The organism is Dysgonomonas sp. GY75 (assembly GCF_015234155.1).
Taxonomy (GTDB): Bacteria; Bacteroidota; Bacteroidia; order Bacteroidales; family Dysgonomonadaceae; genus Dysgonomonas; species Dysgonomonas gadei.
On the sequence record NZ_JADCLQ010000050.1, the window covers coordinates 18,231 to 31,508 of the forward strand.

Annotated in this window: 15 protein-coding genes; 8 read left to right on the forward strand and 7 right to left on the reverse strand. The window is 39.0% G+C overall.

What is annotated here, in order from left to right:
* Positions 1 to 215 precede the first annotated feature (215 nt).
* From IR083_RS18740 to IR083_RS18750, 3 genes are read right to left on the reverse strand one after another with little or no spacing between them, the layout of a single operon-like run.
* A complete protein-coding gene (locus IR083_RS18740) occupies positions 216 to 1,466 on the reverse strand; it encodes a relaxase/mobilization nuclease domain-containing protein (protein WP_194225457.1) in 1,251 nt (416 codons plus the stop codon).
* Complete coding sequence (locus IR083_RS18745) at positions 1,456 to 1,812, reverse strand: MobC family plasmid mobilization relaxosome protein (protein WP_194225458.1); 357 nt, start codon at positions 1,810 to 1,812, stop codon at positions 1,456 to 1,458. The genes IR083_RS18740 and IR083_RS18745 overlap by 11 nt, the downstream gene beginning before the upstream one ends.
* Positions 1,813 to 1,819: 7 nt before the next feature.
* On the reverse strand, positions 1,820 to 2,230 hold the full coding sequence (locus IR083_RS18750; RefSeq protein ID WP_194225459.1) for a hypothetical protein: 411 nt from the start codon (positions 2,228 to 2,230) through the stop codon (positions 1,820 to 1,822).
* 752 nt (positions 2,231 to 2,982) lie between these two features.
* Between IR083_RS18750 and IR083_RS18755 the strand changes: the two genes are divergently transcribed.
* The 8 genes from IR083_RS18755 (at position 2,983) to IR083_RS18790 (ending at position 9,010) form a co-directional block, all read left to right on the forward strand.
* Positions 2,983 to 3,759 carry a ParA family protein gene (locus IR083_RS18755; RefSeq protein WP_194225460.1) on the forward strand — a complete coding sequence of 259 codons (777 nt, stop codon included), beginning with the start codon at positions 2,983 to 2,985 and terminating at the stop codon, positions 3,757 to 3,759.
* Entirely contained in the window at positions 3,759 to 4,259 is a 501-nt protein-coding gene (locus IR083_RS18760) for a DUF3408 domain-containing protein (RefSeq protein ID WP_194225461.1), read from the forward strand. Before IR083_RS18755 ends, IR083_RS18760 begins: the two co-directional genes overlap by 1 nt.
* Positions 4,259 to 4,849, forward strand: a complete 591-nt coding sequence (locus IR083_RS18765) for a hypothetical protein (protein WP_194225462.1) — start codon at positions 4,259 to 4,261, stop codon at positions 4,847 to 4,849. The genes IR083_RS18760 and IR083_RS18765 overlap by 1 nt, the downstream gene beginning before the upstream one ends.
* Positions 4,850 to 5,290: 441 nt before the next feature.
* Complete coding sequence (locus IR083_RS18770) at positions 5,291 to 5,569, forward strand: helix-turn-helix domain-containing protein (RefSeq protein WP_194225463.1); 279 nt, start codon at positions 5,291 to 5,293, stop codon at positions 5,567 to 5,569.
* Between the two features lies 1 nt (position 5,570).
* Complete coding sequence (locus IR083_RS18775; protein WP_194225464.1) at positions 5,571 to 5,867, forward strand: helix-turn-helix domain-containing protein; 297 nt, start codon at positions 5,571 to 5,573, stop codon at positions 5,865 to 5,867.
* 304 nt (positions 5,868 to 6,171) lie between these two features.
* Positions 6,172 to 6,498 (forward strand): DUF6922 domain-containing protein, encoded by a 327-nt coding sequence (locus IR083_RS18780; RefSeq protein ID WP_194225465.1) that lies wholly within the window; start codon positions 6,172 to 6,174, stop codon positions 6,496 to 6,498.
* A gap of 8 nt (positions 6,499 to 6,506) precedes the next feature.
* Positions 6,507 to 7,148, forward strand: a complete 642-nt coding sequence (locus IR083_RS18785; protein ID WP_242052485.1) for a nucleotidyl transferase AbiEii/AbiGii toxin family protein — start codon at positions 6,507 to 6,509, stop codon at positions 7,146 to 7,148.
* 383 nt (positions 7,149 to 7,531) lie between these two features.
* Positions 7,532 to 9,010 carry a radical SAM/SPASM domain-containing protein gene (locus IR083_RS18790; RefSeq protein ID WP_194225467.1) on the forward strand — a complete coding sequence of 493 codons (1,479 nt, stop codon included), beginning with the start codon at positions 7,532 to 7,534 and terminating at the stop codon, positions 9,008 to 9,010.
* 576 nt (positions 9,011 to 9,586) lie between these two features.
* Here the strand turns inward: IR083_RS18790 and IR083_RS18795 are convergent.
* From IR083_RS18795 to IR083_RS18810, 4 genes are all read right to left on the reverse strand, one after another.
* Complete coding sequence (locus IR083_RS18795; protein WP_194225468.1) at positions 9,587 to 9,979, reverse strand: VOC family protein; 393 nt, start codon at positions 9,977 to 9,979, stop codon at positions 9,587 to 9,589.
* A gap of 297 nt (positions 9,980 to 10,276) precedes the next feature.
* On the reverse strand, positions 10,277 to 10,642 hold the full coding sequence (locus IR083_RS18800; RefSeq protein ID WP_194225469.1) for a hypothetical protein: 366 nt from the start codon (positions 10,640 to 10,642) through the stop codon (positions 10,277 to 10,279).
* A gap of 7 nt (positions 10,643 to 10,649) precedes the next feature.
* Complete coding sequence (locus IR083_RS18805; protein ID WP_194225470.1) at positions 10,650 to 11,873, reverse strand: site-specific integrase; 1,224 nt, start codon at positions 11,871 to 11,873, stop codon at positions 10,650 to 10,652.
* Positions 11,874 to 11,924: 51 nt separating this feature from the next.
* Positions 11,925 to 13,154, reverse strand: coding sequence for a site-specific integrase (locus tag IR083_RS18810; RefSeq protein WP_194225471.1), 1,230 nt, complete (start codon positions 13,152 to 13,154; stop codon positions 11,925 to 11,927).
* Between the last annotated feature and the right edge of the window lie 124 nt (positions 13,155 to 13,278).

A 13,278-nucleotide genomic window follows, 5' to 3' on the forward strand; every position in this document is an offset into this window, starting at 1 on the left:
TGTTCAAATAAACTTATGGCATATAATATTATTTATAAAAGTAATCAAAAATAATTAATACAAACAACAATTTTATTGTTTATATGGCTGCCTATGAATGATAATATTCACGGTATAAATTATTTAATAGTTTATAACTAAAACGACTAATTAATTCTTGATAAATTTAAATTAAGTAATTATTATTGATTTTTTGATTGAGTTATTTCAAGAAATCATCCAATCTTCGGTCTTGGTCTTTTCCGGATTGGCTGTTGACTCAGACTTTGTTTTTCTTGTTTATTTTCCTTTTCAATTTTAGTAATCCTCGGTTCACCCCATGATTCTTTATATTTTATATCCTCTTTATTCTCTTTCCAGAGATAAGGATAAGCAAAAGTCCCGATACCATACCACTTAACTTTAGCCTTGGTAACATACCCATTCTCAATCAGTATTTTATCTCTTATACGCATCTCGTACTTGCCATATTTGATAAACCCGTTTGGATTATCTTTACAGGAAAAAGCTTTGTCCTTTTCATCATTGAGGAAAATATAAGAAGAGAACTTTCCCTTGCCATCACTCTTATTTATATCTTCCAGATGAATAAAGCCCCCCTCTTCTAGTGTCTGCCATTGTTCGGGTGTTAACTTAACCCCACCAATAGAGCGTATCTTCGGTTTATTTTCAATCGGTTGTTGCCCTTTCGGTGCCGGCATTTCTCGCTGTGGCTCTCTTGAGGCTTGTTGCTGTAACAATTCGATGTTCTCCTTAAATGATTTTTGTAAGTTTCCGTAGCTAAATTTCCGATCAATCTGTGAACCTTTAAATGATACATTATCATAGCTGAACGATATCCCCTCTATCTCTCCTGTAGTTCGTCTTCGTTTAAACTCAACATTAACACCCTTGCTTTGCAAATAGCCTTGAAATTCTTTTTCACTCGTACAGTGTGGTAAAATTGCCTTGATTACATCATACAAAAGATATTTTACCCTATCGGGATTGTTTAGTTTTTCACGTTTCACTCGATCTTTTCCCTTACCGTACGTCAGATTGTATTTGTCCTTTAGCTTCTTACAGGTCTTCACATTTCGCTTATAATCATTGTTTACAGAGATAAGTTTTAAGTTATTATTGATGCGATTATAGACAATATGCAGGTGTTCATTATCGGTATTATGATGCCTGATAATGATATATTGGGTATCTTTAATGCCCATTTCCTGCATATATTCTTTCGCTAATTGAATCATAAAATCATTGGTCATTCTCTCTTTGTCTTCGGGAGCGAATGATATAGGGATATGCCCGACAGGTTGCTTTATCTCTTTCCTTCCTGATCGCTGCATGGCAAAACTTCGGATCATATTCTTAGTAGTATCTGCCCATACTCCCTCCGCTTCGAGCAGTTCAGCCGTCTCATTCATTACATATTGGACACATCCCTTAAATGACTTCCCTTTTATATTCTTAGCGATCATCCAGCAGCTTTTTGATTTTAGTAGTTATGCTTATTACCTCCATAGCTGTATTGGCAAGACCTGATTTATTCGCCTGTTTAGCAATTTGGTTCAGGTTATTTGCCATTCCTGATAGTTTTCGCATCAGATCCAGATCTTCCAGAGAAAAGCGAAGTTTAACACTTCCCTTTAGTACCATTTCCCGTGCGTATTGTGTAGCTTTCATCCCCAACTTTCCGGCTTTCTCTTTCACGGAATTAAAATCTTTTTCTGTCAATTTGAGATTAATCGAACAGGATAGTTTAGTTTTTTCCTTCTTTGGCCGTCCCCGGAGAGCTTTGCCTGCCTGTTTATTTTTACTTTCCATAGCTTTTCTATTTCATGTTATGGAAAACTCTCAGATGCCTTTTAACATCTGAGCGGGGCGTAACGCAAGCTACCATAAGGAGATGAAGTGGAGTCTCTGTCTGCAGCCCGGACCTTTTGCGACCGCCGGGAGCAAAATCCGTAGGCAGCCCGGTGACCTCAGAATATGCGACCATCGGGAGCATGTTTTGAAGCGGGGGATAAATCCTTAGGGAACCGGATTTATCTTCTGCGTGGTCACAGCCCCCTGCAAGGGCAAGGTATGCACGAGTGTTGTCCGAAAATGTGCGGAGCGATTTTCGGGTAACCCGTGCGATTACCTTGCTTCTTTGACGACGAGAAAAAAATAAAGAGGTGGTAGTCTCTTTATTTTTTGAATTGGCGGCAACCGTTAAACACCCTCCGGAACATAAAACCATACAGTCCGGACATTTAATTGTTACATCATTTTTAAAAATGCGGTTTGGATAAGAGGCCGCCGATACTGCTTTTTTACTTTTCATAAGTCTGTCTTTTTAATGATACAGACCACGAATTAAATAATAATATTTCTTGAAATACAATACTTTATGCAGATCGGATTTATCTGCGGGGACTCGCTGTATATTACTGTTTCAGGCATAAAAATACCGGTGCGAACTGCTTCGATCTGCTATACCGGAAAATCAGGGAAGTTTTCCGTATCAGTAAATATTGTTTTTTACAACACATTCGCCTAAGCCCGGCATTATCCTACTCTTTTCTGGAGCAAAATAAAGTCATTCTATGCAATAGAAACGAGTATTATGTACTGATAAATAAGTTATTATATATTCGCCACAGAAAGTTTGATAAACTTACAATTTGCAGTTTTTACAGATTAAAAAACAGATTATTTTCAATTTGTATATAATACACTAAAAATTGGAGGTTGGTAAACCTGCTATTTTTCCAATAGCCTTTCAGTTTTGGTAAACTGATAATTATCAAACTTGAAAAGTTGATTATTTGGTAATTTGGAAATAGGAAGACTTGAAAATTTCACAACACGAAAGGTTGATCGTTTTAGTATTTTATTGAAAATAAGATGAATTGAAAATCTGATAGTCATCCGTACAACTTTCAATCAAGGAGTAAAATCTTCAAATTTTCAAATTCACACGATGTCTAATTTTAAAATTGTCAATTCAGTATGAAACAGAAACCTTTATTTATCGCTTTCTCCACCCAAAAGGGAGGAGTGGGCAAAAGTACATTCACCATCCTGACCGCAAGTTGGCTACATTACCTCAAAGGGCTGAATGTCGCCGTGATGGACTGCGACTACCCGCAGTGCAGCGTCCATGACATGCGCAAGCGGGAGATCCGCCAACTGGAAACCAACCTGCATTACCAGTCCAAAGCCATATCCCTGTTCGAATCACTGGGTAAACAGACTTATCCGATTGTTTGTGCCAAACCCGAAGCAGCTATATCCAGAGCCAAAGAGTTCTTATCAAAAGAAAATTCCGCTTATGATGTGGTCTTTTTCGACCTGCCCGGCACCATCAACAACGAGGGTGTGATTACTACTTTTATGGACATGGATTATGTCTTTGTACCCATGTCTCCTTCGCGTCTGTCGATGGAAAGCACCCTTTCGTTTATTGTCCCCGCCAGTGAATTGATACAGGAACATACGGATATAAACCTGAAATCCATCCACCTGTTCTGGAACCGTATCGACGGACGGATCAAAAAAGAATGGCTCACCCATTACAAAAGCGTTATCCGGGAGTTCGGTTTATCCCTGATGCAGACAGCCATTCCCCAATCCGTCCGCTATGACAAGGAACAATCCCTTGAGGGCAGTGATGCTGTTTTTCTGTCTACGATTTTCCCTGCCGACAAAAAACTGGTCAAAGGCAGTAACCTGAATCTGCTGGTCGATGAGATACTGGATATTATTCACCTAAAACCTCAGCTCTAATGGCAACAGATAAAACGACAAATAGATACGAAGACCTGCTCAAATCGGCACATAAAGGAATCGACCTTGATCAGCCTGTACACAAAACAGGACAGGATGAAAAAGTAGCAGAGCTTGTAGATACAATACCTGTCGATGTAGTAGCGGGTGGTTCAGATACAGCCAAGAGGGTTCTGGATGCGAAACCTGATAATAAGGCTGTATCAACAACATCAATACCAACAGAACTGTCTTCATCTAAAACTCTCGGAAAAAAGAAACGTAAAACCCAGGATGACTATCCCGATGTGTTCTTTGTGCGTGTGGATTTTACCCACCGCAAACCACTCTATATTACGGCCGCCACCCATCGCCGTCTGATGCGTATCGTCCACCTGATGGATGAATCCAAAGCCACCATCAGCAGCTATGTGGAAAATATCATCCTGAACCATCTGGAGACCTTCAGGGAGGATATAGATACTATTTACCGTACAAACAATCTTAACCCTACAGAGTAATGGATACATTTATACAAATCTATCTAGTGATAAGCCTGTGGTTATGGACCGGACTGTTTCTGAGCAGTCCATCGCTTCGAAAGGCATTTGTGGATATGCATCGCAGTATGGCATCGGATCTATATCAAGCAATGAAGAAACAAATGGTAAAGCTATCTAAGATAGCAATTGGCTTTATATCACAGAAATTAAAGAAAGCCTCACTTTATATGGAAGAAAGCAGCTATGAATTGCGTGTGAGTGTAGCCCGCTCACTTATCAGCAAAGAACTTTTGGAGGAATTGATGCATAAAAACCTAGTCTATGCCATCTCCCGGTCAAGGAAAATGGATCAGGGAGATTCCGGGGTAATGTGGGATGATCTGGAAACAATGGCAAACCTGGCTACCGGAAAAGAGGTTGGAGATGAAGGCCGGAAAATTTCGGTAGAGACAGCTTTCAAGTTGTGTAATACGGATTTGTTCGAACAACTGATCACCCGTATTCCCCGTGCCCAAGAACGCATCCTGTTGGCACTGGACCGAATAGAAGACAGCAGCCCTTATGAGTCGGTCAGAAATGAGGCATACCGCAAGTTTATAAGGGAATAAGTACATTCCGACAAAAGATAGAAATATATAAGATCGGGATAGACAATCAGAATCAGCTCACGGATTAATTTTCGTGGGCTGATTCTCAATTATATTATACAATCCATATGGTATAGAATAAATACAATGACAAAGCCATCGGCTTCCAAACCGGAGCCACTCTCTACCATCAGGCTGTAAACCCGGAAAACACTCCTGGATTAATTCTTTCTTTGTCCGTCCATTGGTTTACATTTTTTTTCGACAACCTATTTCAGGAAAAGATAACCTAGTTTAGGAGCAGATACTTTTTATTGTCAACCATTTTCAGGACAAGACAGAATGTGCCAAGGTGACAAATGACGACAAATAACGACAAATGACGTCACGCAGGAAAAACTTACCATTTAGTGGTATATATTGCGATTGTAAACGAATTTTATTAATTAAAAACGAATTTGTATGGAAGTAATAAACATTGAAGCCGGAGCTTTTGAAGCGATGATGAACCGTTTTGAAGCCTTTACTCAAAAAGTGGAAAACCTGTGCGGAGATCATCAGGACAAAGGCTTGCATCGCTGGCTGGATAATCAGGATGTATGCAGGATACTGAACATCTCGAAACGTACCCTGCAAACCTACCGGGATAACAGTACGCTGGCTTATACCCAGATCAACCATAAGATATTCTACAAACCTGAAGATGTAGAGGCAGTTATTAACAAATTAAAATCAAAGTAGTATGAGCAATGAAATTATTACAAGAGAAAACGATCGTATAAAAAGATTCTTTAGTTCATTGGATAGGATGCTGGACAAGATCGAAGCCGCGCTGACAGGATGCAAGCCGAAACTAAACGGGGAACGTTTTCTGAGCGATCCTGAAGTCTCGGACAGGCTAAAGGTTAGTCGCAGAACCTTGCAGGATTACCGCACAACTGGGAAAATACCTTATATCCAATTAGGAGGTAAGGTACTTTATAGGGAAAGCGATATACAGAAGCTACTGGAGGAAAACTACCGTAAAGGATGGCAGTGAACTTCAGATGTGGACTAAGCTAGCCCAAACCCAACTATTTTTTTCTTTTTATCTGGTAACTTTTATCACACAGCAAGCAATGGTAAATAAGACAAATCTTTTCCTGTTAAGGAAAACCTCTCAGGGCTTCGGGTTTGGCATTTTACCGGCTTGCTGTTCTTTTGTGGACGGATAAATATGAAAATCATTATTTAATCAATTTTGTTTAATCATGAGTAGCAGCATAGTAGCAATTAACTCTTTATAATAGACCCCATTCGGATAGAAATACTTATTTTTGTTCTAACAAATAAAAAAATGCAGTATGTGGTCTGACTGGAAAGAACAAATCAAACACCAGCCAAAGGTAAGGCACAGTTTATTGTGGGAATATAACCTTGGCAGTTTTGACTGGCAGTATATGCGGGCTCTGGTAGTAGAGCGTGTCATAGAAAGAGGCTGGGATGAGGATTATTATGCCCTGTTCGCTCTTTACGGGGGAATGGATGGTGTCAGACGAATCATACGGGATGAAGTATTGATCCTTTCCGATAAAGATATTGCTTTTGTTTGTACTGCTTTTAATTTAAAAAAGGAGGATCTCAAATGTTACATACGCAAACAGTCGAGACAGGCACTTATGAACTCTTAAAATCTATTATGAGTGATACCGTATTCGATCAATTCTCATTGGCCGGAGGTACAGCTTTGTCATTGCTTATCGGACACAGGAAAAGCATTGATCTGGATTTATTTACTGTAGAAGAATTCAACCCTTCATGGCTTGAAAAATACTTGCAGGATAAATATGCTTTCAGAGGCGACTTTCGCGAAGGTTTCAGTCTGAAAGGTGAAGTGAACGGTGTGAAACTGGATTTTATCCGTCACGATTATCCGGATGTAGAAGCTAGAATACAGGATGATGGTATACGCTTATACAGTCTGAAGGATATTGCAGCAATGAAACTATCGGCTATTGCCGACAATGGTACTCGGTTGAAAGACTTTATTGATGTGGCTTATTTATCGGGGTATTTATCGCTAAAAGAAATGCTGACGGCCTTTAAGGTGAAATATCCACAGACAAACCCCTATCGTGCAGCCAAAGGGCTTAGTTATTATGATGACATCCGTTTTACGGAAAAGATAGACCTTTTGGGTAAAGACTTCAAATGGGAGGATATTACAGCCCGTTTGTCAGCTATGACCCAGGAAGAAAACAAACGTTTTGGTCTGTTGGATAAGGCTGATAAAGAAGAACGGGTTCAAATTCCAAGAAGGAAAAATAGGGGGATAAGGTGAGTTGAAATAACATAGGCTGGTGGACTTTTAGATTTCAGAATATTAGACTGCTTCGGCAATAACGGAAAACGGTTAAAAGCATATTTTAATAATGTGAAAATAAATAGTATATAAAGCTTTGATAAATGGCCGTTATTTTATAATTTTAAGAGTGGTTAACAACCAGATTATTAACTCTTAAAAAAGGAGGTGGCTTATGACCTATACAAAACCGAAAGTATTGGCTAAAAGTACTACAAAGATGGCTGAATGCCGTCCTAATAGTCAGCCAAGTGGTCGTCCTTGTAATAAACCGGGACCAGGAGGACGTTAATGAACAACTTAATCAGGAGACGCTGTTTTATATTAAGCTCGTTTCCTGATTACACTAAAGAACTAGCCTTATGTTTTTTAAGCAAAAATCTAATATTATATTCAGAAACTATGAGTCTTTTGGGTACATCACGGACAATCGGAATTTTGGATATAAGTTAACCAATAGTAATGAGAATTATATTGGAGACAAAATTCTATCAGAAAGTGGGAATGTCTTTTTTTCTGTTTTAGATAGGAAGCCACAAGATCTTGATGAACTTTCAAAAAGAATTAATGAGCAATTTAAAGATGTTGATACTCAAACAATAAAAAACGACGCCGGAGAATTTTATTGTATGCTTGAACAAGACGGATTTATTGTATCCGGCGAAACATTTGAAGAATGCGAAGAGAAAGATAGACGATTCTTATACAAGATGTCAGAGTCTGAAACAATAAAAGAAGGTTCTTTTTCGGCTAGTAAGTATCTCTCAAAAGATACTCAAGACTTTTTTGAAGAATACTTTGATGGCAAACCACAGCTCACCAATATACATATAGAGCTAACAAGCAAGTGCAATGAAAGATGCGTACATTGCTATATTCCTCATGAGAACAAAATAAGTAATATTGATCCTGACTTATTCTATGATATTTTAGAACAATGTAAAAAATTGAGATTACTGCATTTGACCTTAAGTGGCGGTGAGCCAATGCTGCACAAAAAATTCTGTGATTTCTTAAGAAAATGCAGAGAATATAATTTTTCGGTAAATGTGCTCAGTAATTTAACATTACTCAATGATGAAATTACCGAAGAAATGAAAGCTAATCCCCTCTTAGGTGTTCAGGTTTCATTATACTCAATGAATCCCGCTATTCATGATGAGATAACTCAAATGAAGGGAAGCTTCGAAAAAACAAAGGATGCAATTTTAAAATTGATTGAAAATAATATCCCTTTGCAAATAAGTTGCCCAATCATGAAGCAAAACAGATATTGTTATACTGATGTTATAGAATGGGCAAGAAAGCATCGGATTCATGCTGGGACCGATTATGCGATCATAGCAGGATATGACCATACAGCACAAAATCTGAATTGCCGTTTATCGATTGATGAGATCAGAGGAGTCATTAACAGCAAAATTGAAGAAAATGTAGAATATCTGGAGCGAATGGAAATGGCCGCAATAGAGAAAAAATATATCACTTCAGATGATTTTGTTTGCAGCATTTGTCGTTCCTCTATTTGCATAACAGAGACCGGAGATGTATACCCATGTGCGGGCTGGCAGGATTATGTTGTTGGTAATGTAAAAGAGACTCTACTCAAAGATATTTGGGATAATTCTGAAAAAGTGCAATATTTAAGAGGTTTGCGTAACAAAGATTTTCCTAAATGTGTCCAATGTTCAGATAAAGATTACTGTACCATATGTATGGTTAGAAATGCAAATGAGAATTCTCAGGGAGATCCGCTAGTGGTTAGTAAGCATTTTTGTAATATCGCAAAACTCAATAAACAAATCGTATTTGACTGGAAGAAAAAATTGATGAATGCTTAATTTTCCTCTAAAATTCAAACATATAGTAAATCGGATATAAAGAAATTACTAGGATATAATTACAGAGAAGTTTTTCGGCTGGAAAGCGGAAAAACCGAATGCTGAATCAGTTTGATCTTATGCAGAGGAAGAGGAGAGCAGCTTTTGCCCCCTTCTTTCCTATTTTTGGTAGACCTTTAGTGGGCTCTGTATCCTATGCGTCGGATGTCGGCTTCGCATGCTATGTCCCTTTGGCTCCGCAGATGAAAAAAGCCAAGTGTCAAATTTTTAGGTGGAAATACTTTCCCGGAGTAATAGCGTAGGGGGAGTATTTTCGTCTAAACTCATAGAGCCTGAATTTGAGCGCTTGGCTTGTCCATGTATTTTCGCCAAAGGGATATGCCGCGAAGCATAATCTGCCGGGTAAAAGGGTGTGTTAAAAGGGAAACAGGAATTATTTGGCATCCCGCCCTTTTAAAATGGATACTTTCACCGTATTAGCTTGCAAGGCAAATAAGATTAGCCTTCCACTGCGAAGGAAACTCTCTGAATCTTGGGTTTAACATTCTACCGGCTGTCTGACTGGAAAGGACAAATTTATAATCCGCTTGTGTCCAAATCTTTCTGATTACTGGCTTTTCCCCATAGTTCGAGCGGGGTTAAAGAGGTTTCAACCAATTCGACAGGCACTCCTCCATTATTAATAATGACAACCCTGTAATTGAGTATCGGCTCATAAGGACCTAACAATATTTCGTGTCCTTCTACCGCTTTGTCCAGATTATTAACCTGTATGGCTACATGCGGAACAGTTTTGATAAGCGGATGCAAAGGGCTATCTTCTGTAAAGCGGTGATACTGTATTCTGAAATCCCCATCTACATCGGAAGTGTACATCCCAAAAACTTCGCTGAACTTCTCATTCGGACGAATTTCCGTTGTCGGTATTCCCATGTGGTGGTAACGGTATTCTTGATTGAACTTATTCATTTTATTATTCTTTGTAATATATTTAAGATGAGACTATCAGCTAAAAAAGCAAACTTGTGATTTTTCATCTTTAACTTTTTAGCCTCTTCGTCCTTTTTCATTAACAAAGATACACTCTTCTCCTAAATAATTTATAACATTAAGAGTTTCATGTGTCCAGCATTTCAAAGCGAACTCACAAATATGAGTCCAGTTTATCAAAGATTTAATCTCCGGTACTAGAAAAATAATTGCATGGAGTGTTTATTCCTGTTGTATATTTTATTTGGAGAAGTCAATCTCGGCATAAGGCCCTTTCTAATTCAGAAACATGTAATTACTCGAAGCTAATGCTTGTATTCCAGAGACACTGGCCTGTATTTTTTCCTGTATCCACTTTCGATGCATCTGTGCATTTTTTGACTGTACCCTAAAAGCAAGAACAATAATCACCTCCAATCCATAATACTCCGGATAGACTTTTCGACCATCAGCTGTGCACCCCATTACATAATCCCCTTTGGCACTATCCGCTTTTTCAATGGTACGGGTATATCGTTTTGCCGTCTGGTAGTAAATACCAAACAAGTTGGCAATTTCCCCGATATTCATTCTTACCTTGTTTGGAGTAGTAACCATTCCATTATCTGTCATTGTAATTACTTCTCTTATTTTTCTCTTCATGGCAGGCTTATATTATTATTGCGGTTTGAACTGCTGTGTTTTTCATTGTATTTCTTCGTTTAATTAGTTTATCCATATCCTTCGATATTTTCTGCTCTGTGATTTGGGCATATACCTGTGTCGTATTGATATTGGCATGCCCCATCATTTTAGCAACGCTCTCTATAGCAGCACCTGCCGAAAGCAATAATGTTCCGAAACTATGCCTGCTTTGATGGTAGGAGAGATTCTCTTTCAGATTTATCAACGTTCCGATCTGATTGATCTCATACCAAATCTTATCTCGTACAGGTAAAGGAAATACAGGCTTGCTATCATCTTCGGTATTATATAACAGAAGGACCTGCTCCGCTATCGGGTGCAGGGGGATAAATGCTTCTACATTGGTCTTTACCCTGCGTTTACGGATATATAATCTACCTTCTGATGTTTTTTGGATATGATGCGGATACAATCCGTATATATCTACATAAGCCAACCCTGTTAGTGTTGAGAAAATAAAAGCCCTGCGTACCAACTCCAACCGTTCTTCAGGCATGGGTGTTTCCAGCAGCCGTTTAAAATCATCTTTACCGATGTGTTTATGCTTGGGTGGTTCTTTCTTTTCGTATCTCACCTCTTCAAGCGGATTACTTCTTAATACTTCCTGATCGATGGCAATGTAAATAAGCCTGTTGAGCCATGTGATACATTTATTGATATAGCCTGCCCTGCGTTCTCCAACGGTTTTCAAGAAGAGTTTGAATGATTCGCCGAATTCTTCGGTTATATTCGAAAACGAAATATCTTCCATTCCCCGATAGCATAGAAATTCTTTCAGGTTCCGTTGTGATATTCCCGATTGTCGGTAGCTTGTCGTAGAGTTTATTTCGATGGAGCGAAGCCGCAGACGTTCACGTTCCACTTCACCAGCCTGTAACAGCCTGGTCGGGATAGAGTTAACCCCGATAATCGTATTTTTAAGCAATTCTGCACTGATAACTCCCTGCTCTTTCAATATATGATTGTAGGTGTTCTCGATACGGTTACGATACGCTATAAGCTTATTATTCTCTCTTTCTATTTTAATGGTTCCTTTCTTGGTATTCCAATCTTCAGGACTGCAATAAATACCTGTGGTGATAACGCTTTGTTTTCCGTCTATACTGATTCGGCACAGAATAGCTGTCGTGCGGTCTGCTTTTACCTTGTTTTTATTGATATAGAATAATATTTTGAATGTACTACGCATAATGATATATTTTTGAATGTTAGATTGATATTGTTATTGATTCTATTCCGGTTATAAGATTAATTTAAAATCTTTTGTTGCTTCGATAAACTTATCCATATCCTCGAAAAGCTTTTTGGGAGTAACACGGGCATAGACCTGAGTTGTTTTGATATTGCTGTGCCCGAGCATCCGGCTGATCGTTTCTATCGGCACGCCCTCTTCGAGCGTAATTAAACTGGCAAAGCTATGTCTTCCTGAATGATAGGAGATCGGCTGTTTAATATCTGCCATAACGCGTAATCCCCGCATATTAAGTTGTACTACTTCTGCCGACTGTATCGGGAACAGGGTCTCTTTAGCTTCATCCTTGTATTTTTCAAGCAAAGTAATAGCTTCGGGCAATAATTTGACACGGGCCTGGAAATCCGTTTTCTTTCTGCGGTATTTGAGCCAAAGGTTACCTTCTTCATCTCTAAACAGGTTTTCTTCCGTTACGCGAACAACATCCGCATAAGAAGTACCTGTATAGCAAGCAAATAGAAACAGGTCTCGGGTAAGCAGATGCGAATGGCGGTTGGGTGCAATCTCTAAGTCCCGTATCTTTTCAAAACTCTCCCGACTTAATGCTTTTGGTGTAGATTCTTTTTGTTTGGGTAGTTTGTAATGGGCGAAATGGAGTTTTTCGGAAATACCCTCTTTGAAGGCAATCTTACACATCTTTTTTAGGATGGCTAGATAGTGACGGACTGTATCCATTGAATAGCCTTGTTCAAGAAGAACAAAGTCCTGGTATTCTCGGATAAACTGTTCATTGAGTTGTCCGAAAGCGATGTCTTTAGTCTTGAACTTCTTCCTAATAAATTTACCGAGTGAACGGTGGGTATACTTATAAGTAGCTAAAGTGGTTGGGGCTACATCTATTCCGATACGGGCACGCAGTTCTTCCATATGCCTGTCAAGGAGTGCAAGCAGGGTTGTTTGTGCCCCCATACTTCCCTGAAAGAGGTTTTTGACGGACGTAGCATCGAAAGGCTGGTTGCGCTCTATGAGTGTATCATAAGCCGAATGGACGGTGAGCAATAGTTTCTCTATTTTTGCATTGGTTACTACTGCTTCACGGCTCTTTCCATCCAGGCGGCTTTCGCGGCGATTCCACAACCCGGGAGTACAGGTAAGTTTCAGGCTGAATTGGGACATGGACCTTCCGATAGTGATTCTTCCCATGATGGGAGTTTTGCCTGATTTATCAGGACTGCTTTTTTTCAGGAAAAGTAAAACCTTGAATTTTTCTTGTTTCATACACTTATAATTTTGTGGGCTTTGCCGGAAGGCAAAGTTACCTGTTTTACAAGTGCTCTTTGTTATGCAAAATACTGTGAATCAGAGCAAAAAAACCGAATAGTATTTCTCCGATCTGCAGCAA